17 protein-coding genes, 2 tRNA genes and 3 pseudogenes are annotated in these 21702 nt (G+C 54.3%); 15 read left to right on the forward strand and 7 right to left on the reverse strand.

Going from position 1 to position 21702, the window contains the following annotated elements:
• The first annotated feature begins 208 nt into the window (after nt 1–208).
• Nucleotides 209–283, forward strand: a tRNA-Gly gene (locus HF685_RS15310).
• 220 nt (nt 284–503) lie between these two features.
• Here HF685_RS15310 and HF685_RS15315 read toward each other — a convergent pair.
• Nucleotides 504–707: pseudogene (locus HF685_RS15315) on the reverse strand (IS3 family transposase); the annotation flags it as partial.
• A 102-nt stretch (nt 708–809) separates the two neighbouring features.
• Here HF685_RS15315 and HF685_RS15320 point away from each other — a divergent pair.
• The 3 genes from HF685_RS15320 to HF685_RS15330 all read left to right on the forward strand — a co-directional run bounded on the left by HF685_RS15320 (nt 810) and on the right by HF685_RS15330 (nt 7019).
• Nucleotides 810–2144: a surface lipoprotein assembly modifier gene (locus tag HF685_RS15320; RefSeq protein WP_168820806.1), complete on the forward strand. Its 1335-nt coding sequence runs from the start codon at nt 810–812 to the stop codon at nt 2142–2144.
• Nucleotides 2145–2178: 34 nt separating this feature from the next.
• The gene (locus HF685_RS15325) at nt 2179–5931 is read left to right on the forward strand and encodes a hypothetical protein (protein WP_168820807.1); all 3753 of its coding nucleotides are present in this window, start codon (nt 2179–2181) and stop codon (nt 5929–5931) included.
• Nucleotides 5932–6125: 194 nt separating this feature from the next.
• On the forward strand, nt 6126–7019 hold the full coding sequence (locus HF685_RS15330) for an SH3 domain-containing protein (protein WP_168820809.1): 894 nt from the start codon (nt 6126–6128) through the stop codon (nt 7017–7019).
• A 91-nt stretch (nt 7020–7110) separates the two neighbouring features.
• Here HF685_RS15330 and HF685_RS15335 read toward each other — a convergent pair whose 3' ends face one another.
• Nucleotides 7111–10020, reverse strand: a complete 2910-nt coding sequence (locus HF685_RS15335; RefSeq protein ID WP_168820811.1) for a CHAT domain-containing protein — start codon at nt 10018–10020, stop codon at nt 7111–7113.
• Between the two features lie 187 nt (nt 10021–10207).
• Between HF685_RS15335 and HF685_RS15340 the strand changes: the two genes are divergently transcribed.
• The 3 genes from HF685_RS15340 to HF685_RS15350 are packed head-to-tail and all read left to right on the forward strand — an operon-like array spanning nt 10208 to nt 12874.
• Complete coding sequence (locus HF685_RS15340; RefSeq protein WP_168820813.1) at nt 10208–10891, forward strand: response regulator transcription factor; 684 nt, start codon at nt 10208–10210, stop codon at nt 10889–10891.
• 2 nt (nt 10892–10893) lie between these two features.
• The gene (locus HF685_RS15345) at nt 10894–12243 is read left to right on the forward strand and encodes a sensor histidine kinase (RefSeq protein ID WP_168820815.1); all 1350 of its coding nucleotides are present in this window, start codon (nt 10894–10896) and stop codon (nt 12241–12243) included.
• Between the two features lies 1 nt (nt 12244).
• Entirely contained in the window at nt 12245–12874 is a 630-nt protein-coding gene (locus HF685_RS15350) for a hypothetical protein (protein ID WP_168820817.1), read from the forward strand.
• 266 nt (nt 12875–13140) lie between these two features.
• Here HF685_RS15350 and HF685_RS15355 read toward each other — a convergent pair whose 3' ends face one another.
• From HF685_RS15355 to HF685_RS15365, 3 genes are read right to left on the reverse strand one after another with little or no spacing between them, the layout of a single operon-like run.
• Nucleotides 13141–14010: a class I SAM-dependent methyltransferase gene (locus HF685_RS15355; protein WP_168820819.1), complete on the reverse strand. Its 870-nt coding sequence runs from the start codon at nt 14008–14010 to the stop codon at nt 13141–13143.
• Between the two features lie 52 nt (nt 14011–14062).
• Nucleotides 14063–14467, reverse strand: coding sequence for an ArsR/SmtB family transcription factor (locus HF685_RS15360; RefSeq protein ID WP_168820821.1), 405 nt, complete (start codon nt 14465–14467; stop codon nt 14063–14065).
• Nucleotides 14464–15096, reverse strand: a complete 633-nt coding sequence (locus HF685_RS15365; protein ID WP_168820823.1) for a peroxiredoxin — start codon at nt 15094–15096, stop codon at nt 14464–14466. Before HF685_RS15365 ends, HF685_RS15360 begins: the two co-directional genes overlap by 4 nt.
• A 99-nt stretch (nt 15097–15195) precedes the next feature.
• Here HF685_RS15365 and HF685_RS15370 point away from each other — a divergent pair, with 99 nt between their 5' ends.
• The 6 genes and pseudogenes from HF685_RS15370 to eda all read left to right on the forward strand — a co-directional run bounded on the left by HF685_RS15370 (nt 15196) and on the right by eda (nt 19565).
• Nucleotides 15196–16113 (forward strand): MBL fold metallo-hydrolase, encoded by a 918-nt coding sequence (locus HF685_RS15370; RefSeq protein WP_168820825.1) that lies wholly within the window; start codon nt 15196–15198, stop codon nt 16111–16113.
• The gene (locus HF685_RS15375) at nt 16113–16553 is read left to right on the forward strand and encodes a YeeE/YedE family protein (protein ID WP_168820827.1); all 441 of its coding nucleotides are present in this window, start codon (nt 16113–16115) and stop codon (nt 16551–16553) included. The genes HF685_RS15370 and HF685_RS15375 overlap by 1 nt, the downstream gene beginning before the upstream one ends.
• A complete protein-coding gene (locus tag HF685_RS15380) occupies nt 16550–16957 on the forward strand; it encodes a DUF6691 family protein (RefSeq protein WP_168820829.1) in 408 nt (135 codons plus the stop codon). Before HF685_RS15375 ends, HF685_RS15380 begins: the two co-directional genes overlap by 4 nt.
• A gap of 137 nt (nt 16958–17094) precedes the next feature.
• Nucleotides 17095–18030: pseudogene (locus tag HF685_RS15385) on the forward strand (dihydroxy-acid dehydratase domain-containing protein); the annotation flags it as partial.
• A gap of 3 nt (nt 18031–18033) precedes the next feature.
• Nucleotides 18034–19005, forward strand: a complete 972-nt coding sequence (gene glk / locus HF685_RS15390) for a glucokinase (RefSeq protein ID WP_168820833.1) — start codon at nt 18034–18036, stop codon at nt 19003–19005.
• Between the two features lie 8 nt (nt 19006–19013).
• Nucleotides 19014–19565: pseudogene (gene eda / locus HF685_RS15395) on the forward strand (bifunctional 4-hydroxy-2-oxoglutarate aldolase/2-dehydro-3-deoxy-phosphogluconate aldolase).
• 167 nt (nt 19566–19732) lie between these two features.
• On the opposite strand, the gene HF685_RS15400 reads toward eda, so the two are convergent.
• Together HF685_RS15400 and folK are read right to left on the reverse strand one after the other, a co-directional pair.
• Nucleotides 19733–19808 (reverse strand) — tRNA-Lys (locus HF685_RS15400).
• Nucleotides 19809–19864: 56 nt separating this feature from the next.
• The gene (gene folK / locus HF685_RS15405) at nt 19865–20446 is read right to left on the reverse strand and encodes a 2-amino-4-hydroxy-6-hydroxymethyldihydropteridine diphosphokinase (RefSeq protein WP_246218661.1); all 582 of its coding nucleotides are present in this window, start codon (nt 20444–20446) and stop codon (nt 19865–19867) included.
• 71 nt (nt 20447–20517) lie between these two features.
• On the opposite strand from folK, the gene HF685_RS15410 reads away from it, so the two are divergent.
• Together HF685_RS15410 and HF685_RS15415 are read left to right on the forward strand one after the other, a co-directional pair.
• On the forward strand, nt 20518–21063 hold the full coding sequence (locus HF685_RS15410; protein ID WP_168820835.1) for a superoxide dismutase family protein: 546 nt from the start codon (nt 20518–20520) through the stop codon (nt 21061–21063).
• Nucleotides 21064–21119: 56 nt separating this feature from the next.
• The gene (locus HF685_RS15415) at nt 21120–21578 is read left to right on the forward strand and encodes a low molecular weight protein-tyrosine-phosphatase (RefSeq protein ID WP_168821576.1); all 459 of its coding nucleotides are present in this window, start codon (nt 21120–21122) and stop codon (nt 21576–21578) included.
• The last annotated feature ends 124 nt before the right edge of the window (nt 21579–21702 follow it).

The following is a 21702-nucleotide window of genomic DNA, read 5'->3' on the forward strand; positions in this document are numbered from 1 at the left end:
GCGCAAAGCCGGGAAAGCCGAGAATCGCACAAATATTGTTCAACTTCTGGGCTTTATGTGGGGATGGGCTGGCCAAAGCCAAGCATATTTTTACTATTGTGTGCGAGTAAGGTGAAAATGGGGCTTGCCGGGCTATATATCCCATGCTAACCGCGCGCCTCAACTGCTGATGACGAGACAATGAAACCCAGTGTCATGGCAGCGCCGAGCGGGCGTAGCTCAGGGGTAGAGCACAACCTTGCCAAGGTTGGGGTCGAGAGTTCGAATCTCTTCGCCCGCTCCAGTTTTCCCAATACTTTTGTGATCTATCGGCCTCGGGCCAACCCCCGGGGTTACCGCCCGGGTTACCGTGACGCGCCTTTTGGCGACCTTTTGATTGAGAGCAGAAGGTGAAAGTCATATGGCGGGACCGGGAAGCGATCATCTATGACAGAAGCAGGTTTGAACGACAACTTCACTGAGGATGGACTTGCAACGGTTTGGTTCCGGTCACTTGTCTCTCATTATGCCACCTTAGCTTCGAAAGCCAAGGGGCTTATGCCGCCCAGATATGAGTGGCGCCTTCGGGTGTTGTAGAACCCGTTGATGTATTGGAAGATGGCAGCCTCAGCCTGACGGCGTGTTGGCCAGCTTTGCCGCCAGATCAGCTCCGCCTTGATCGTTTTGAAGAATGTCTCCACCGAGGCATTGTCGTAGCAGTTGCCCTTTGTCTAACAGACTTTGTCATCATTATATCGGTGCTTGTAACAAGTCACGGATTTCAATCTCATATATCGAGTCTCCATAGTTTTCAAACACAGGGGGCCTGAATGTGCTTTTCCAAAGCCATCACCATTTCAACTATTGGGCTAAACGCCATATTTCTTCAGTTTGCGGGAGCAACGCCGGCAGCTGCGCAAACTAGTGATGATGTTAAACGAGCAATGGATCAACTGAACGCCGGCGAAGCCAATGCTGCCTACACTGCTCTCAAGGTTTGGGAAGAGAATCAAGCCGGTGATGTTGATTTTGACATGGCCCTCGGCTTGGCTGCATTGGATAGCGGACGGCATGGCGAGGCGATCATTGCGTTTCAGCGGATAGTGGCGCAACAACCCAATAATGCGCGGGCGCAAGCCGAGCTGGCCCGCGCTTATGCGGCGGCGGGTGATATCGATACGGCGCGAGCGGAATTCGAGACCGTACGCGGTGATCCGTCGATCCCAGATCCGGTGCGCAATCGTATTGACGGCATGGTTCGCAAAATGGATCAGCAGATTGCTGGCGGTGCCTCCGAGATAACTGGCTATTTCGATGTCGAAGGCGGCTACGACAGCAATATCAACACCGCGACTGATGCAATCTCGATTACATTGCCGTTATTTGCGTTCCTCGGTCCGGCCAATTTGAATGGCGCTGCCCGCGAACAAGATGCAGGTTTTTACCAGATACAGGGCGGTTTGTCAGGCTCGACACCGCTCAGCCGTCAGACACGTTTATTCGGCTCCGTGCTCGGCAACTGGCGCGACAATATAGATAGCCGGTTTGTCGATCAGGCCTCGGGAGTCGGCACGCTCGGTATCGCTCACAGCCTTGCTAATGGCGACGTGTTTTCCTTGTCCGCGCAGGGGCAGCGGTTCTGGTTGGGCCATAATGGTTACCGAACCAGTGTTGGCGGAGATGTCCGTTACACCAAACGGCTTTCCGGTGATCGTGCATTGTCGGTGAGCGGCCAATATTTCCGGCTCAACTATGATGGCAATCCGCTGCAGGATGCCGAAAGATTCTCGGGCGCAGTGACTTATGCTGATAAAAATATATATGGCGGATTCGGTGGCGGCAAGGAAGAAACCCGCCGCGCCGGGGCGGACCAGTTGAGCTATGCTTTTGCGAACGCGCAACTCGGCGGCGAATGGAGCTTGGGCGAAAAAACTGCTGTCATTGCGGGCGCAAGCATTGAACATCGCAACTATGACAGTCGTGATCCATTGTTCCTTAAGGGGCGCAAGGACACGCAGTTCGATGCTTCCCTGGGCGTCCGTTACCGGATCACAGATACGGTCAGCATCCGTCCGCGGGTTAGCTACACCCACAACGAAAGCAATATCGCGCTTTATGATTATGACCGCTGGACAGCCTCCGTGGGCGTTCGGTTGAGCTTCTAATTTTACATATAATTTAATTCAGGGGAGACATGAAATGACCCAGACCACTTGGAAAACAGACGTGAAACTCGCAGGCGCAAGCGCGCTGGCGACGACCTTGGCGGCGCTACTTATCCCCGGATCGCCCTTGTTCGCGGCAGAGCGGGTTTTTGCTTCCGGTGATGCAGCGGCAGCATCGACAGATAATGGTGCAGGCGAGCAGCAGGTTGGCTCCGGCATCGTGCAGCTAAAGCTGGACGACGGTACGACCGTCAGCATTGTTGGACCGGCAAGCTATTCAATCGATCCCGGCGGCCAACTCAAAGTGGTGACAGGCAGCTTCACCGCGTCCGCACCGAATGGCTCATCTCCGCGCCCGATTTTAGCTGGTAATGGCGGTCAGGTGTCACTTCGTCCCGGTAGCAGTGCCAATGGCAAAATCGCAGGTGATGGAAGCTTCGCGGGCTTTGCGCTGTCCGGCTCGGTCCGGATTGCGAGCAATGGCAGCAGCCGTAATTTCCGTTCGGGAAGCGCCTTTCGCGCTGGAGCGGGATCAGGACCATCGGCAGTTGTGACGGCAGGGGCGCAGCCAAACCGGACCAGCGGCGGGCAAACACCGTTGCAGCAAATCCAGCAGGCGCAGACCGGCGCGGCGCTATATCTCGCCAACCCCAGCCAGACAACACCAACCTCGCTGGGCTTTGGCGGTGTTCCACAAACCCAAACCTTTGTGCCCGGCACGTTGCAGGCGTCGACTACCCCGACGCAATTTCAGGCGGTTGTGCAGGCCCAAACCGGTCCGCTGGATCCGGCGGTGGCGCTGCGGTTTATCAACGAAATTTTTGCAGCCCAGCAGACGACCGGCGGGCTTGGTTCATACACCGGACTTACCCCGGCACAAATTCAGGCACTGCTCTTCAACCTGCAGACCAATGGAGCGCCATCGGGCATATCGCAATTCCAGCTGGAACAATTTTTGCGGGCGCTGGGCGCAGCCGGTTTCAATGTTACCGGAATCGCCGGACAGGGCCCCAGCTTCGGTTCGCTGGCCGATTTGCTTGCTCTTGTTGCGGCAGGCGGCACGATCCCGCCTGGTGACCCGACTGTACAGGCGCTGGTCGACATATTATTTGCAAACGCCTTTCCTCCCGGCTTGGATGTTAACGAGATTGCCCGGCTGTTCCGGTTGGCGGGCTATACTGTACCGCCGCAATTTGGCGGCGGAACGGGCGGTACTCCCACACCATCTCCGACGCCTACGCCAGCGCCGACACCCACACCGCCCCCTGTTCTGGCAGCGTCAGACGGCGTTCGGCCCGATGGTAGCCGCAGCGACATCAACCTTGCCTTTGCGAAGATAACCGAAACTGGCCAGGATTCACCGGTAACTTTGATTTTCGATGCGGGGGAGTTTGTTGGTTATCGGCTCCGCAGCGGGTTTGAAATAAAGTTTGACGGGCGCGACGAGGTCGAAAAAGGCGGTGATAAAGGAATTATCGGTTGGTCAAGGCTTGTCGGCGGCACGAAAGCGCTTGGTGCAGCGCGCGGACCCAATAGCGGAGACCATTTTGTCTATGGCTTGCCTATGGTAAATGCTCCGTCAGGCGGATTGCTCCAGTATGACCTGATCGGCTACACCAGCCCAACAATCCGTGACGATAGCGTTGCGCCGGGCGTCTTTAGTGGCAAATTTTCGGTCAATTTCGGGACTGCACAGATATTGGCGGGACTTGAGGCGACGGTTACACTTTCGGATTCAGTATATAACATCATGTCAAGTGGCGGAGTTCTGGCACCTAGTATCGGCGTATTGAGCGATGGCCGGTTTAACGGCACGATAGATATTGAAGACGGCTTAGGCATTGCATGTAATGTAGGCGATTGCCGGTTTGTGTATAATGGTTTTCTCGCCGGACAGAGCGCTAGCCATGCAGGATTTGCTTATACGATCCGTGATGATGCGCAGAATGTATTCAAGTGGATCGATGGCAGCGCGGCCTTTTCCAAAGCGGAAAACACCGGCACTGATCCCGATCCGATCACCAAAACATTCCGTGGAGTGAAGATTGATAGCGGCTTCGTCCAACCAACCGCAGGCAACTTCAATTCGCTTCTCGATGTGACCCGGAATTTCCTCACACGCGGCGAGATTCAAGCCGATGAAGGCCGGGCTTTCAGGATAGACGGACTTGCAAATTCTGGTTCTACAAACAAAACGGAATTAACTTCCGTAAGGGTCAAGAGCGGTGTTGGCGATGCTTTTCGCAGTATTGGCACTGCCAAAAATGCGGATAATGGGGCACTTGGCGATGTCATCGGCTGGACGAGATGGACGGATGGTGAGTTTGCCAATTTGAAAGGCGGAAACCGCGTTTTGGCTGGCAGCGAATCAATCCATTATATTTGGGGTGATCGCACGACCGGAACACTGCCTACCGGCCGCGCCGAATATGCGCTGTCCGGTGGAACGCGGCCAACCCGCGTTGACGGCATGGGCGATCCCGGCACGTTTGAAGGCGAACTAGCGATTAACTTCGCAACCCTGAAAATGGGCTGGGACACAATTGTCGGGATGGGCAATGATCGGTTCAACTTCCTCTCATCCGGCGGCCTTGATAATCTTTCAGTAAACGTAAATAATGCTGGCAACGGGATTTTCAATTTTACCGGTGACGGGATGGTCGTTTCCGAGCTCGGGCGCTGTCAGGGTTGTACCGGGTCGGCCAGCGGTTTCGTGAGCGGAGCAGACGGAAAATATGTCGGCTTTGCTTATGAAATTGGCACGGTGGATTTCGGTGCCATTCAGGGTGTGGCCGGGTTTGAATTTCAAGCCCCCGCTTCAACGCCGCCCACAGGGACTGTTCGTTCGAACCAGTTTGCTGCTTATGCCGCTGGTGCTAATGTCGGCATTGACGCGCGGGAAATCGTTGATGTGACTTACGCGGGCACCAGCGGTGCACCTATTGGCTATGTGTGGAAACTTAATGATTTCACGACCGAAAACGAGCGCCCCAATATCGGCACGGCGAAGGAAAATGAATCGGGTAGTGTCGGCGAGGTGATCGGCTGGACGCGGTGGGCTGACGGCAAGACCGGCGGACGTTTTTATGGCGAGCAAAACGGCCTGGACTTTGGCCCCAATCAGGGCTTCCACCTTGTGACGGGAACACCGGCAACCAATCTGCCAACCACTGGCACGGTTACTTATGCGCTTGCCGGTGCGACGGCACCGACAATCCGGGATGGATCGCTGGCACCTGGAAGTTTTTCCGGGAATCTTGCGGTCGCGTTCGGGGCAACGCCGCTGGTCGGAATGGATTTTGCGATAAACATCGAAGGCAATGCCTATGGTTTTGGAACTCCCGGCGGTGCCGCTGATCCAACCAACGGCGGAAGGCCTGTGGAAACCACCGGAGATTTTGCACTGACCTTTGGTTCGGGTCAGGAAAAATTCCTGGTGACCGGCAATGGACCGATTTGCGGCGGCAGCGGTGATTGTATCGCCAGCTTCCGGGGTTTCCTTGCGGGAGAAGGCGCCAGTCATATTGGTGTAAGCTATACTTTCGGTAACGGAACGTTTGATCAGCGGGTTGATGGGGTCGCGGCATTCGGCAAGCAGGGATCGGGGCCAACTGTCACCAGCACCACTAATTGGTCTGGCTGGACCGCCGGCGGGGTAGGTGACGGAGCCAATTTCAACTTTGATCCGCAAACCGGCAATCGGCTCAATAATGGCCTCGGCATTCCAACTACCAGCGACATCCGCGCGATCAGGGAAGCTCTGGGGCCCAATTTCGCTTTCCAATAAGACAGCCTTGCCAGACAGTTTGGTCCGTCCATTGCAACCCCTTGTGTTGGGCGGACCCGAGCGTTTGGCCAAGTCCTGCAAGTGAACATAACAAGCTTTGTAATGTCTCTAACAGAAGCTGTAACTGGAGTGCCGCATGCTCTTCCGCCACTTTGATCTGGCAAGATCAAACACAAACAAGGGGTATGGATATCATGAACAGCAAGAAAATTATCGCAGCGGCAACCGCCGGGATCACAATAGCTTCACTGGCCACCGCGCCGGCACTGGCGGCCAAGGGTAGCGCCGAAGCCGAGGTGATGAAATGTGACGCCTCCCACGGTACGATCGCGATCACCGATGGAGACACGCAAGGCTGGACCAAATTTGGCCTGTCATCCCCGCGCGGAATGCTCGGAGCGATCGTGCAGGAATCAGGCTGCTTCACGTTGCACACTGGCGTGGACGGAAGGCCTGCCAATTACCTGATGTCCGCTGTTGCCGGTTCGCAGGAAGAAATTGACCAGACCATGAACATGGCAAAAGGTGCTTTGACGGAAGGACTGGTCCGTTCCGGTGCTGCAGGCTCCGTGCTTAGCAGCGTTCCGATGGGCGGCGCGCTTATCGGCATGTTTGGCGGCCTTGGTGGCAAAAAGAAAACCATTACTGCAGGCTTACGACTGATGAATCCGTCGAACGGACAAACGCTGATTTCCGGCAGTGGCCAAAGCCAGAAATCGACCATCAAGGTGTTGAGCGGTGCCGGATGGGTTGCTGCAAGTCAGGGTCAATTTGGACAATATAGCTCGTCTAAAGACGGCAAAATGGTTGCCAGCGCTTTCATCGAAGCTTTCAATAGCCTGGCATCACAGGCTGGCGCGTTGGGTGCTGTCCAGCAGGTTGCAACGCCCGCCGCTGCTCCAATCTCGAGCTACAAGGTAGCGGTAGCGACCAAGATGATGGACGGCCCGGCAGAAACAAGCGCTGAGGTTCGTGATTTGCGGGCCGATACAACATTGATCCCGACGGGCAGCAAAGAAGGCCTTTTTGTGGAAGTGACCGACAATTACGGCACCAAGGGATGGGTTTCAGTCGAAGACCTGCGCTAATTGCGACCCGAGCGCAGCGACATCGCTGATCAGGAAGGGCGTCCTCCTCCCCGGAGGGCGTCCTTCCACTGATTGTTTATAATTGGAACGTCTAATCACCAATCAGGATAAACGGTGCCCAAACCGCTGGGTGGGCCGCGCCGGAGACGGCGGGGTCAGCCATTAATTTCAATTGCGCCTGCCGCAATGCCTCAGCTCGGGTCATACCGTTTTTGGCATTTTTGACTGTCTCTACCGAGAGAATCGCTGCTGCATCGTCGCGAACCGGCCAGTGGGAGAGCAACAGCGACCGGGTTCCGGCTAACCGGAACGCTTTCGCAAGCCCGGAATATGTTGGTGCACTGGCATCGAGGCCTCCGCTACTATTGCAAGCCGAAAGGATGACCCAGTCAACCGGAATCGATAGCCGCGAAATTTCGCTGGCGGTTAGCAAACCGTCATCAAGGGTGCTGGCTGTGGCGGGAGGCGTCAGCACTAGCGCTGGTTCCGACAGCCCGTCGATTTCGCCGCTGGTCAATCCGTGAGTGGCAAATGCAACCACCGAGAAGCTGGAAAAGTCGAACGATTTGGCCGATGTTTCGGTCAGGTCAGAGCCGGTAATAAGGATGGAGTTATCATTGCCGAAAACCGCACTCAGCCGGTTCAGCTCTTCCTTGCTTGAAGGCAGGCTGGGCAAATTTGCGATCGATTCAATATTCACTTCCCCGCCCCGGAACAGGCTCGCGATCTGCAGACTGCCCTGATACTTTTGGGAAAGCGCAGGGTTCCCGAAACCCGCAAAGCGCACCGATGGCAGATCTGATTTTTCGGTTGGCTGACTTATAAAACCGGAAAATATGGCGATCGACTTGTCCCGGACAAGCCATGGTGTCTCATTGCCTTGCCCGCCGCTGGTTACCAGCAGCGCCGGAGAGATGGACGCCAGCAGGCCGCTGGCCGGGAACAGCAATTCTTTTTTGTTCGCCAGTCTTTGATAGAGCGTCTCCGGCAGAACGCGCTTGAACAACTGGTGGGCCGCATCGCGATCAAAACTGGCTGTGCCGTCTGACAAGCCTGCCCGCGCATCGTCAATGCTCATCCGGATCCGCTTTATCAGCGCGGCGGTTTCCCGGGGTGAACCTTTTGCACTGCCCCAGGTGACGGCATCCCTCGAAACCGCAATGGTCAATATCTCGTTCGATAATTCCAACGGAAAAATGACGACCTGCTGATCGGTCAGCTGCGCTTGCAATTCTGCCAATGGCAGCGGTGATGGGCGGCTGAGCGACACATAGTCGGGAAACCGCCCAGAGATTTCATCGTCGATTTCATCGATTTCGTTCTGAAGATCGGTCAACGCAGCGGTGAGGTGGTTGGCCTCACCGTCATTCTTGGTGACCGCAGCAATGATTTTGGCTCTGAGCGCATTGGCATCCTGCCGTTTGGTTTTCAGCTTGACCAGCAGCGCGGACACCTCATCATTCTGGGCGGCTGCACGGACCGCCATATCAGCATTTGCCTGCGCCAGTTCTGAAATCAACGCGAGCTGTGCGGCCCGAACCGCATCCTCCTTGGCACCGGATTCAACGGCTATTTTGGCAAACAGGCCAAAGCCGACTTTCATCACTTCTGAAAGTGATACCATCTCCGGGCGTGCTGCGGTGAGATTGAACATCTGCTTTTCGAGCCGCGCGGACGCGCTTTTGGCCCATTGCAAAGCTTCCGCCTTTTGTCCTGCTGATGACAGCATCGCGGCATAACGCAATTCGTCTTTCAACCGGTCCTGATGGCTGTCGGGCAGTGATTTGATCAAACTGGCGATTGGCGCCTGCGCTGCAGCGACTGCGGCGGCGGGATCGCCATATTGATAAATATGCCAGGCACGGGCTATTTCGGCACGGGCGATAGACTGCTCGCCCGGTTCCAGGGTTTTTTTGAATTCTTCGATCGCGCGATCATATACCGGTAGGCTGTCTTTTGAATGACCGGTTCGATCCATCAATGTCGCCAGAAAGACCCGGGACTGACCTTTCTCCCGAAAATCGGCGACCCCAGTCATAATATCGGCGATATTTACGACTTCGCGCTGCAACGTATAGGCTTCATCAAACTTTCCCTGCAACGTGAGCGCTGCGGTAAGCATCGACAGGGGTTCATAAACCGAAGCGCTGTTGCGCCCGTGCAATCCCGTTTCGATTTCCATCTGACGGCGGAAAATACGTTCCGCATCTGCATATCGACCATTGCGGTACAAGACGGCTCCCGAAGCGTTCAAGGCATAGCCGACCAGCGCGTGATCCGGTGGCAACGCCTGCAGCGCCGCGACAGCAGCTTCATCGAGTACATCACCGGCGCGGGGATCATCCATGTAATGCATGTGCACGCCGCAGTTGATCGAATTTATATGCCGCAGCCGATCCGTTGCAGGCAAGGTCCGGCGGCCCAGTTCGGCTGCGCGACACATGATTGCCATCGCCTCCGCCCGATCTCCAAGTTTAAAACCCGAATAGGCGAGGGCATTGAGCGCCAGAGCCATTTTCCCGCTTTCCTCGCCAAAAACGCGGGCTACTCTGGCAATTGCCTTGTTCGCATAAAGTTTGGCGCGCTCTGCATCCTTCAGATCGGTTGAAATCAACGAGGCGTAACTCTCCAGATCGTAGATATAGGCTGCGTCTTCCAACCCGTTTGCATTGACGACCGCATAGGCTGACTCGATATTCTGCCATCCCTTGTCCAATTCCTGGGTATAGAAATAGGCGACCGCCAGATTTTTGTATGATTGCGCGAGAATTGTCGGTGCAACTGAAGAGTCAGCCTCAACTTTTCGGGTAAAATCCAGCCAGACATCCCGCTCGATTTTGGGCTTGTCGAAACGGTCCCGCAGCAGCAGAAGCCGGAATTCTTCTTCTATGGAATTTGCTGATGCACTGGAATTCGGCACATTGGCATCGACATTCAATGCCAAAGCGGGACCGGATAGCAACGTCGCGATGAAAGCAACTGGCAACGCACAAACACGCATTACAAAAACCCCTTTAAAAACTATTCCCTGGCGCGGCCCGCAAACGATGATAATCCTGCGTCACGAATATGCAAGGCATCTCAATCATGTGCGCGGAACCTAACAGCATTTGTAACTGTATTTTCGCGGTCGACAATGGCTATACACTTTACCAATCGTCGCCAATAACAGCGGATAAAGTCCCGAAATGACCAACTTGCGCATTTTGCACGTAGAAGACGACCCGCAAGCGGCGAAAATGGTCGCCGACACCTTGTCGCGGGTGGGTGACCATGTGGCCAATGCGGCAAATGGCAAAGACGGTCTGCGCCTGGCATCCGAAGAGCCGTTTGATCTGGTCATACTGGACCGGATGCTGCCGGATATGACCGGTATTGATATCGTCAGCAAATTGCGTGCAGTCGGCATATCTATTCCGGTTTTGATGCTTTCGGCGCTCGGCCGGACCGAGAACCGGATCGAGGGACTGGATGCCGGAGTTGATGATTATCTCGCAAAGCCGTTTGAGCAGGAGGAGCTGATTGCCCGTGTCCGGGCGTTGCATCGGCGAGCGACCGGTCGGTCGCACAGCGCCGTAATCATATTCGGCGATATGGAATGTCATATCAAAGCACGCACAGCGCATCGCCAGGGCAGACATATTGCGCTGAGTCCGAAAGAGTTTGAACTGTTCAGATATTTTATGCAGAATTCCGGAGAAGTCGTGACCCGTGAAATGCTTTTGCGCGACGTCTGGAACCTGAACTTTGATCCGCAGACAAACGTCATAGACGTTAATGTGGGAAGGCTTCGGCGGAAGCTGGAAGAAGGTTTTGACAGCCCGGTTCTTGAAACAATCTGGGGCGCGGGATACCGCCTGCTGGCCGCCTGATCATGCGTTTCATCGGCAATATGTTTTCGTCGCTATTTGGCCGTCTGAGCCTGTGGGTGGCGGTTGTCACCATCGTCTCGGTCATTGCCCTTTACGCCATGACCTACTGGATCGTGCGCACCGAGACCGAGCAGCAGATTGCCCGTGCGGTCGATACGGATATCGCCGGACTGGCGGACATATATATTTCGGGCGGCGCTGCTGAATTAAGCAAAAGGCTCAAAGACCGGCTCGAACTCTTGCCGCCAGGTGGAGAACGCTATTATCTGCTCGCTTCTGCCAGCGGAAAAACAATTGCGGGCAATATTCCGCGCTGGCCGGAGCTGTCTTCGGAAAATTCGGAGGCAGCGGTGATTGTCCTGTCAGACAACAGGGCAATATTTGCCCGTGCGACCCAGCTCGATCCTGACCTCAAGCTGGTGGTCGGGCAGAATTTGAGCGGTATGACGGTGCTGCTCAACCGGATTGGCGCTGCCTTTGCGACTGCCGGGGCTGTGCTGGTGCTGGTCATTATTATGATCGGCCATGGCGCCACGCTTCGGCTCAATCGCCGTGTTGGCGCAATTAATACCGCTTTTCGCGACATCAGCAGCGGCGAGCTTACCCGGCAGGTGCCCGTGGACGACCGCGGTGACGAGCTGGACGAACTCTCGCGCCATACCAATAACATGACCGAGCGCCTGTCCGCACTAATCGGAGCCCATCGAGATATCTCAGATAATACCGCTCACGAATTGCGCACCCCGCTGACACATCTCGACACCCGTCTGGTGCAAGCGCTGGGCGAAGTTAAAGAACCCCGGCAGGTGGAAACATTGAATCGGGCACGGCAGGATATTCGCGATATTATCGCGATGCTCGACTCACTTCTAGATATCGCTTCCAGTCAGGCAAAAAAGGGTGATCTGTCAGGCCTTTCGGAGATTGATCTGTCGGTAATAACGATGTCCATGGCGGACCTGTTTGCCGAAAGCGCAGACGAACTGGGGATCGAGTTCCAAAGCGATATTGCAGCAGGGGTGAAATTGCTGGCCGATCCATCGCATATCCAGCGGATCCTTTCGAATCTGCTTGATAATGCGTTTAAATATGTCCCGCGTGGCGGAACGGTTCGCCTTTCCCTCCGGCCTGGCCCGGTGATAGTCGTGCAAGATGATGGACCCGGAGTGGCCACCGCGTTGCATGAGAAAATTTTCGAGCGGTTTGCCAGAGTGGACGGCAGCGATACTCCCGGTCACGGCCTTGGGCTGGCACTTTCGCAGGCCTTGGCGGAACGCAATGGCCTGAGCATTGTCTGCCGCAACGCTTCGCCCGGCGCTCTTTTCGAAGTCAAACCGGCAGGAGCAAGCTGATATGACGATCCGTCCAGCAACCACATTGATAATGGCAGTTGGCTGTTTACTGTCCACAAGCTGCGCGACCATAGCGCCTCTCGCGGAAATCGAGACAGACAGCCCGACCGATGAAGGCGTTTCGGCCGCTGTTGACAGCGCGGTTATGCGAACAGCGAACGCCATCGCGTTGGGTGAAGCGGGCGCGCGTTCAAAAGACGTGGCGACGCTTGTGCAGGCGGCGAGCATGCTGGATGCACTGGGCGCCAAACCTACCGGAAAATCAGAGGAAGACATTGCCCGGAAGTGGATTGATCTGGCAGCCAGTCAGGATCCCGAGGCAAAGTTGCCAGTATATCGAGGCCGGGCGCTCGGTCCGGCCTATCGCAAAGGCACGGTAACCGCGGGATCTGATGTGACTATGGAGCAGATTTTTCTGGCCGGCAAAAAGGCATCGGTTGCGCTTGTGCCAGTGTCCAAGAATATCGTGTCGATCAGTATCGAAAACGGCGACGGCAAACGCCTTTGTCACCGGACTGTTTCGACAAAGCCCGACAGCTGTGAATGGCTGCCCCTCTTTACCGACCGGTTTCTTATCCGGGTCAAAACCAAAGCCCGGGAACCGGTACGCTATTATCTGGTATCAAATTGAGGTCAGGGTTTGATAGTCTGGTTCATCTGCTCTAACCTGGAAAGCAGACCTTCCAAAAATCACCCAATCTTTGCCATACAAGTAAATCACTTTGGATTGGTCCAGAATCGTTTTGTGCTCCTTTCATCGACGCCCAAATCGCAAAGCAGTGACCTCATGAATTAACAGTCGCGATATTTTCCAGAAACTCGATAGAAACTCGATAAACGCGCTTGGCCGTTAACGCGCATGTATTCTGCGATAGCCTGATAACAGAACCGCAAGCGTCACTCGGCAATGCCAGAAACCAGCCAAGCCTTCGCTTTCATCATCACGCCCTTATCGGTAACATGATGCTTTTCAAATAGAGCAACGAGATCATCGCTAGCGTTGCGAAAAACATCATCGCCTTCTTCTTTTAGCAAGCGGCCCGCCGCCATCGAACCTAGCACAAAATCGACGGCTTCTTGCGGTGTCGCCTCTGGGCCTCCGATTGGTTGCAATCCTTTGTACGTGTCAACACTGACATCAGAAAAGCCTGCTGTTGCCAAAATTTCGTTGAGATATTCCAAATCCTCAAACGCAAAGGGCCCCGGTGCACGGGGAATGGCGGGCGGGACTTCGACATGACTTTTGACAACGCTCATCATCTCCATCATCCAGAGATTGTCGCGCGGTGGTCCCCAGATCGCAAGGTCAATGCGGCTACCGCTGCGCAGCAAACCATGCAGGTTTGTGAATGCCGCTACCGGATCTTCAAAAAACATGCTGCCAAAACGCGAACATAGACGATCATAAGGCGCATCCTTCAACTGGACCGTGGCTGCATCCGCGCAGGTAAATTGCGCGTTTGTTATCCCAGCTTTTGTCGCACGATCTCTGGCGGCATCGGCAAGGTCGGGGGAAATATCCACGCCCATGACTTTGCCGGTGGGGGCGACTGCTTCGGCTATCGCTATTGTTGTAGCGCCGCCGCCAAATCCGATATCAAGCACGCTTTCGCCTTCGCGGTAATTGGCGCGCGCGAGCAAGGCGTCTCCGATCGGTTCTATCATGCCTTCGAAGCGGGGAAGGTTTTTGAGCCATTTTTGGCCCATTTCTCCTGCCCAATCTTCAGTTTGAACATTTTCTGGATTATCGGGAGTGGTATTGGTCATAAGTTTGTCTCTATCGGAACATGGGAAGACGTTAGATTTAAGTGATCTCTGATTACAAAATTTTTGCGAACCCAGCCGCGCCCGCACTGGCGGGCCTATCTTTTTTGCGGGACGATGGTGGTGACGAAGTGGCAGCTTGAACCAGTTTGTCGTGATCCGGTTCGTCTTTCAGCAATGCCTCCATAGTCTTTACACAAAGACGGGCGGTATCGTCTGCCAGATCATACCAGATTTGCTTGCCTTCGCGCCGGGTCTTAACCACTTTGGCCCGTCTTAGTTCGGCGAGTTGCTGGCTTAGGGCTGGCTGCCCGATTGCTGTGGCATTGTCGATATCACTGACGGTACTCTCTCCTTGAAGCAGATAGGATAATATCATCAGCCGCTGGGGCTGCGCATATACTTTCAGTTTCTCGGTGGCCCTGTCGGCCAGCTCGCGGCTTTGATAAATTGCGGTCATGCCGGTTTCACCCGCTTGCAAAACCAGTCCTCGTCCGTGCCGATATCAGAGGCCGAAGCCGGAGGTGTGTCAAGAACATCATCACCGGGTTGCCAGCCTTCAGGGGTCAGCACTGTTCCATCGGCAACCGTTTGGAGCGCGGCTAATATGCGGATCATCTCATCTACCGAGCGGCCCACATTATGCGGATAACAGGTTGTTGCGCGAATGATGCCCTCCGGATCGATAAAATAACTTGTTCGCATTGCGGTGGAATCCACGGCGTTCTCGCCGATCATTCCAAATGCTTTTCCGACTGCCATGCTGGGGTCTTCCACAATCGGGAACGTAATATCTGCCCCGTATTGTTCCTTAATGACACGAATCCAGGCGAGATGCGAATAAAGGCTGTCGACCGATAGTCCGACCAAGGCGCAGCGCATGGCCGCAAACTGGTCTGCCTTGTCCGCCAGTGCGATAAATTCGGTCGTGCATACGGGCGTAAAATCGGCCGGATGGGAAAAGAAGATCAGCCAGCGACCACGATAGTCGGATAGCTTGATAGTACCCTGCGTTGTCCGTGCTTCAAAGTCTGGTATTTGGTCGCCAATCCGCATTATAACAGTAGCAGTTTGTTGTGTTTCGATCATGAATTCCCTCCGCCTCCGATTTGGCACTATCCGCCACTTGACGCAACACATATAGTGTATTACATGATTTATGTAAATATGAGTATAAAGGAGTTCGACATGACTGATTCGGCCCTAGCTCATGCTGCCCAGCAAATCTCTGACACGCAGCGTAACGTGCCGCAGATTAGAGCTTTTTTCGATCAGGAGACGTTCACCGTCACCTATGCCGTGCATGACCCGGAAACAATGAAAGCTGCCATCATCGACAGCGTTTTTGATTTCGATCCCGCGTCAGGGCGCACTTCGTTCGATTCTGCTGATGAAGTTATTGCCTATGTGAAGGAGCATGGCCTCTCGGTCGAATGGCTGCTGGAAACGCACGCCCATGCCGACCACCTGTCAGCTGCGCCCTATCTGCAGGAAAAGCTTGGTGGAAAAATCGCGATTGGCGAGCATATTGTGACGGTACAGGAGGTGTTTGGAAAACTCTTTAATGCGGGCACAGAGTTTCAGCGTGATGGGTCCGACTTCGATCATCTTTTCGCCGACGGCGATACGTTCAACATCGGCAATCTTGATGTGACGGTTATGCACGTCCCCGGTCATACGCCGGCTTGTATCGCTTATGTCATTGGGGACGCTGTCTTTATCGGCGACACTATGTTCATGCCCGATTATGGATCGGCGCGGGCGGATTTTCCCGGCGGCGATGCGCGTCAATTATATCGATCGATGCGGCGGCTATTGTCGCTGCCCGATACCACCCGCCTGTTCATGTGCCATGATTATCTGCCAGAGGGCCGGAACGAATATGTCTGGGAAACCACCGTTGAAGAAGAACGGAAAGGCAATATTCATGCGCATGACGGGGTGAGTGAGGATGAGTTCGTCAAGATGCGGACCGAGCGTGACAAGACGCTCGACATGCCGCGCCTGATCCTGCCGTCAGTTCAGGTGAACATGCGGGCTGGCCACCTGCCGCCCGAAGAAGATAATGGGATGCGTTATCTCAAAGTTCCGTTGAACGGCGTCTGATGCTCTCTGCATTTCCCCATGCGATGCCGTTGGAAGGCCTTATTGGCGGCTTGATGATAGGCGTCGCTGCTGCAATCATGCTTCTGGGTCTTGGCCGAATTGCAGGTGTCAGCGGTTTGGCTGCTAGAGCGACGGGCATTGCCGACAGTGGCGCACCGCGCATCATTGCACTAGCATTCTTGGTAGGTTTACCGCTCGGAGCGCTTGCTACTTCTTTGCTAACCGGTGGTGTTGAGACACGGTTCCCATCGTCTGTCATTCCATTGCTAATCGGCGGCCTGCTGGTTGGCGTCGGTACGCGGTTGGGCTCTGGTTGCACCAGCGGTCACGGTGTTTGCGGCATGTCCCGGCTCTCACCGCGCTCTTTGATTGCAACATGCATCTTTATGGCCAGCGGTTTTGCGACGGTGGCGTTGATGCGCGTTGGCGGTTTCCTATGAGGCAGGTTTTTGTCGCCCTCCTCGCCGGATCGCTCTTCGGAGCGGGTCTGGCTTTTTCAGGCATGGCTGATCCTGCCCGTGTGCAAGGGTTTCTGGATTTATTTGGCAATTGGGATCCTACCCTCGCTTTTGTAATGGGCGGCGCGATCATTCCGATGGCGATAGCCTGGCTCATTCAGCGGCGCTTGGACAAGCCTTTTGCAGACGCAAAGTTCTCGCTGCCCGGAACCACAATAATAGATGGCAAGCTCGCGAACGGTGCGGTGCTGTTTGGTATTGGTTGGGGCATTAGCGGTCTTTGCCCTGGACCGGGCGTTGCCGACCTCGCCATAAATCCTCTGCCAGCTTTAGCCTTTGTCGGCGCGATGTTCATCGGAATGATTGCCCACCGCAAGGTCACTTGAAAACATACTATTGGGAAGGTTTTAGTATGACGAACGAGAAGAAAATAAACGGATTAACCGAAACGGACAAGGTGTCGCAAGCATCGCAGAGTAGCAAGCGATTCAACTTCGTCATCATTGGCGGCGGCTCAGCCGGTATCGCTACCGGCGGCTCGACCAACCATGTTATTCATTTGCCAGCTATTGCACGCAGCGCTGGGATCCAGATCGATTGGGATGATACGGATGAATTGTCACCGGCGGTACCGCTCATCGCCAGCGTCTATCCGAATGGATCGGGTGACGTGAACCATTTTACTGCAGCAGAGGGCATGCCTTATGTCATCCGCGAACTGATCGGCGCTGGCCTGGCGCATGATGACATCAAGACCGTTTATGGGTCATCACTTTCTGATGGCGCAAAACAACCCAGAATGGACGGCGATAAATTGGGTTTTGAAGACGCGCCTGCCGCCTCCGTTGACGAAACGATTTTGCGTTCGGCCAGCAAACCCTTTCAGGCAGATGGGGGCATGAAACTGCTACAAGGCAATCTCGGCCGTGCCACCATGAAAGTCAGCGCGGTCGATCCAAGCCGCTGGGCCATAGAAGTGCCTGCCGCGATTTTCCACGACCAGAATGATGTGATAACCGCATTCAAGGCAGGGGAACTTGACCGCGATGTTGTAGTTGTTGTCCGATTCCAGGGACCGGCGGCCAATGGTATGCCTGAATTACAGAAACTTACAGGACCGCTCGGAGTGCTCCAAGACAAAGGCTTCAAAATTGCTTTTGTGACCGATGGCCGTATGTCAGGGGCGAGCGGTAAGATATCATCCGCGATCCATATCTCGCCAGAAGCATATCATAGTGGTTCTCTTGGCAAGCTTCAGGATGGCGATATAGTCCGGGTCTGTAGGGAAACGGGAGAACTCACAGCGTTAGTTGACGGGACTATATGGGACGCCCGCGAACAGGTCGCTCCGCCACCGCCAGCAATGGGAACGGGGCGCGAACTTTTTGCGATTCTGCGCCATCACAGCGACCCAGCGGAAAAAGGCGGCTCTGCCATGCTCGCCGAGGCAGGACTCTAGCCCATGCAAGAGATTGTTGTTGCGGATATCGGCGGAACCCATGCGCGCTTTGCTATCGCAGAGATCGACGCCGGACGGGTTGTAAGTCTTGATCACCAGGTCAAAATGCGCGGCGCTGACCATGCCAGCCTGCAAATCGCATGGGAGGCTTATGCAGCACAAATAGGCCGCGAACTACCCCGCGAAGCAGCTTTGGCTGTAGCTGGTCCGGTTGGCGGCGATGTCCTCTATTTTACCAACAGCAGTTGGATGATCCGCCCTGCGCTGGTTCCCGAAAAATTGAAACTGGATCGTTTCAGCCTGATCAACGATTTCGGCGCTGTTGGCCATGCTGTCGTGCATATGGACAGCGAACAGTTTAGTCATATTTGCGGACCGGAAACTGCATTGACAGAGGACGGCCCAATCACCGTGCTTGGTCCCGGAACAGGTCTTGGCGTGGTAAATGTGCTGCGTAAAGGCGGCGATTATTTTGTCACAGAGACCGAAGGTGGGCACATTGATTTTGCGCCCCATGATGAATTTGAAGACGCATTGCTGAAAAAACTGCGCGAACAGCATCGTCGTGTATCTGCCGAACGCGTCGCATCTGGTCCCGGGATAAGGGTGATCTACAACCTGCTTGCAGAAGTTGAGGGGCAGTCCGCGAAGGATTTGGATGACCGCGCTTTGTGGACATTGGCGTTCTCGGGTGAAGATAGTTTGGCTGCCGCCGCTTTTGATCGGTTCTGCCTGTGCCTCGGTTCGGTGGCCGGCAATTTGGCGCTCGCCCATGGATCAAGGCAGGTCATCATGGCTGGTGGGCTAGGACAGCGCATAGGTTCTGCTCTTCTCACATCTGGATTTCGCGAACGCTTCGTTGCCAAGGGGCGCTTTCAGTCGATGATGGAACAAATATCTGTGAAACAGCTCATTCACGAAGAGCCGGGGCTTTACGGAGCGGCGGCAGCCTTCATCAAGGAATATGGAATATGACCGACGATATGAAGCCAATCGAACGGATAATGCGCACTGCGCCCGTCATTCCTGTTTTGGTGATTGATGACATAGCTGATGCAAAACCGGTGGCTGAAGATCTGGTCGCGAAAGGATATCCGGTCCTTGAAGTAACGTTGCGCACAGATTGTGCACTGGATGCCATCCGTGAAATGAAACAAGTTGAAGGTGCCATTGTCGGTGCGGGCACTGTTCTCAACACCACAATGCTTGATGCAGCGATTTCGGAAGGGGCTGAATTTATAGTATCTCCCGGCCTCACAGAGCCATTGGGTCGTGCCGCAATTGAACGGGATATTCCTTTTTTGCCCGGTATCGCCAACGCCAGGGATATCATGCGAGGCCTCGATCTCTGACTGACCCATTTCAAGCTTTTCCCTGCTATGTCGAGTGGTGGAATCCCAGCGCTGAAATCTTTAGCAGGCCCATTCGGGCAATGTTTATTTTGTCCAACGGGCGGGATTACGGAAGCCACCGCTTCGGACTGGTTGGCGCTGGATGCCGTTTTATGCGTTGGAGGGTCTTGGGTAGCCGGTTAGAATTTCAATAAAAACAGAATTGATCTTCTAAAATGGATTAGATTCCTACTTTCTGACGGGACGGTGCATGGTGGATGTTTTGTTACGTACAACGTTATCTACAGAATTATTACATCTTCATCCGAATTCCGAAGCAACCATAAATTATTGATCTAAATAATAAATAATGGTGAGCCCTGCTGGGTTCGAACCAGCGACCTACTGATTAAAAGTCAGTTGCTCTACCGACTGAGCTAAGGGCCCCTCGACATGCTTCGCTTCTATTTTTGCGAAGCAGCATGTGCTTGGAAGGGGCCTCACTAGTGGTGGTTGGCTTCACGGTCAAGCGGCTTTCCGCGTTTTTCACGTGATGCTAAGTGACGTATTGCCAAGCCGGTTATTGGATCGCGCCAATCCCGCGCAATTTCATTGGCCGGTTGGAGTACAAACGCCCTTTCATGCATCGCGATATGAGGGATTATCAAGTCGGGGCTCGTGTTCAAAAAGGGTCCGCCGCTCCACATAATAATGTCCAGATCAAGCACACGCCGGGACCAGCGTTGGCCGCGTCTGGTCCCATATTGACTTTCGATATTCTGTAATGTTCCCAGCAATTCCAACGGATTATCGGGACAAACAATTATCGCGACAGCGTTTGCATATCGCCGGCTTGACGGACCTACGGGATTCGAAAATAATATCTGCGATTGTGCGCATAATTTGCCGGCCTGATCATTCAGAGCGCCAAAAGCAGATCTTACCACTTTCGCCGGAGGTCCGATCCGGGCGTGACGCTGGTTAGACCCAAGAGCGATAAGATAGGAGGATTTGGCCAGTAAATTTTCCAGAAAACTTCTAAAAACCGAAGTACCGCTAATCGTGCAAAATTGAAACGCTTTCAACAAATAGTTCCAAGCTTTTTCCCAGGCTGCTATAAACCCTTACATAGCATTGGTCCTCAAGGAGAATTAATATGACGCGCGGTTGGATTTTGGCAGGCTGTATGACGCTTTTGGTGACCACGGCTTGCAGTGCGCGCGATCCGGCCGAAACGCCGCCGGATGGAGAGAATATTTCGCGAGCATCACTGGTCGGCGTGGATAACGCGCAATATGGTGAAGTCATTGTAGCGGAGGGTGACAAGGGTTTATTGGTAAAAATTACTGCGCAGGGAATGAAGCCTGGCCCGCATGGGGTGCATATTCACGAGACCGGCAAATGCGAAGGGCCTGATTTCAAGTCAGCCGGCGGACACTGGAACCCGGGAAAGAAGGCGCATGGTTTTGACAATCCCGATGGCGCGCATATGGGTGATTTTTTCAATCTGGATATTGGCAAAGATGGTACCGGCTCGATGGAAGCGATGGTCGCCGGCGCGTCGTTGAAAGACGGTGAAAACGCTTTGCTTGATGGCGATGGCGCAGCGTTTGTCATTCATGAAGGACCGGATGATCTGAAAACTGACCCGTCCGGCGAAAGCGGTGGACGGATAGCCTGTGGTGTTTTTTCGGGCGGCTGATCGTACTTCATTGATGAGTTAAAAGAATTTGCGTTGTTTTTGAAAAGAGTAGTTTGATGGCTGTGTCTGTTTTGTTTGTTTGTCTCGGCAATATTTGCCGCTCGCCTTTGGCAGAGGCCGCACTGCGCCACGAAGCTGCAAAAAGCGGTTTGTCGCTGATTGTGGATTCAGCCGGCACCGGCGATTGGCATACTAACGAACCTCCTGATGAGCGGGCCCAGCGTGTCGCATTGCAAAACGGTGTTGAAATAGGGCATTTGCGGGCCAGGCAGATTGTGGCCGACGATTTTAAGGCTTTTGATCACATTATTGCGCTCGACAATCAAAACAAGACGGATCTCGAAGCCATGAAACCGGCTCAGGCGAACACCAAAATGTCGCTGCTTTCGGACTATATCGAGGGCAGGGCGGGGGACGATATTGCCGATCCCTACTATGGCAAAGAGGATGCCTTCGAGCAGACGTGGCAAGAAGTAACTGCGGCCGCCCGGATTTTGTGTCAAAAACTAATTTAGTATAACTGTGCGGTTATCTTCTTAAAAATTCTCAATTGCGCCAAGCATTGAGCCGAGCGGGAAGGAGCGCATCCACAAAGGCTTTCACAAAGACCATGTCCAGCCAATTTTTGATGCTTCCTTG

It is taken from the genome of Parasphingorhabdus halotolerans, from assembly GCF_012516475.1.
Taxonomy (GTDB): Bacteria; Pseudomonadota; Alphaproteobacteria; order Sphingomonadales; family Sphingomonadaceae; genus Parasphingorhabdus; species Parasphingorhabdus halotolerans.

Bases quoted from the DNA above. Each gene is read 5' to 3' on its own strand.
- HF685_RS15355 (WP_168820819.1), bottom strand. From the start codon at position 14,010: ATGACCAATACCACTCCCGATAATCCAGAAAATGTTCAAACTGAAGAT.
- HF685_RS15330 (WP_168820809.1), top strand. From the start codon at position 6,126: ATGAACAGCAAGAAAATTATCGCAGCGGCAACCGCCGGGATCACAATA.
- HF685_RS15375 (WP_168820827.1), top strand. From the start codon at position 16,113: ATGCTCTCTGCATTTCCCCATGCGATGCCGTTGGAAGGCCTTATTGGC.
- HF685_RS15410 (WP_168820835.1), top strand. From the start codon at position 20,518: ATGACGCGCGGTTGGATTTTGGCAGGCTGTATGACGCTTTTGGTGACC.
- HF685_RS15415 (WP_168821576.1), top strand. From the start codon at position 21,120: ATGGCTGTGTCTGTTTTGTTTGTTTGTCTCGGCAATATTTGCCGCTCG.
- HF685_RS15325 (WP_168820807.1), top strand. From the start codon at position 2,179: ATGACCCAGACCACTTGGAAAACAGACGTGAAACTCGCAGGCGCAAGC.
- HF685_RS15340 (WP_168820813.1), top strand. From the start codon at position 10,208: ATGACCAACTTGCGCATTTTGCACGTAGAAGACGACCCGCAAGCGGCG.
- HF685_RS15345 (WP_168820815.1), top strand. From the start codon at position 10,894: ATGCGTTTCATCGGCAATATGTTTTCGTCGCTATTTGGCCGTCTGAGC.
- HF685_RS15370 (WP_168820825.1), top strand. From the start codon at position 15,196: ATGACTGATTCGGCCCTAGCTCATGCTGCCCAGCAAATCTCTGACACG.
- HF685_RS15320 (WP_168820806.1), top strand. From the start codon at position 810: ATGTGCTTTTCCAAAGCCATCACCATTTCAACTATTGGGCTAAACGCC.
- HF685_RS15360 (WP_168820821.1), bottom strand. From the start codon at position 14,467: ATGACCGCAATTTATCAAAGCCGCGAGCTGGCCGACAGGGCCACCGAG.
- glk (WP_168820833.1), top strand. From the start codon at position 18,034: ATGCAAGAGATTGTTGTTGCGGATATCGGCGGAACCCATGCGCGCTTT.
- HF685_RS15380 (WP_168820829.1), top strand. From the start codon at position 16,550: ATGAGGCAGGTTTTTGTCGCCCTCCTCGCCGGATCGCTCTTCGGAGCG.
- HF685_RS15350 (WP_168820817.1), top strand. From the start codon at position 12,245: ATGACGATCCGTCCAGCAACCACATTGATAATGGCAGTTGGCTGTTTA.
- HF685_RS15365 (WP_168820823.1), bottom strand. From the start codon at position 15,096: ATGATCGAAACACAACAAACTGCTACTGTTATAATGCGGATTGGCGAC.
- HF685_RS15335 (WP_168820811.1), bottom strand. From the start codon at position 10,020: ATGCGTGTTTGTGCGTTGCCAGTTGCTTTCATCGCGACGTTGCTATCC.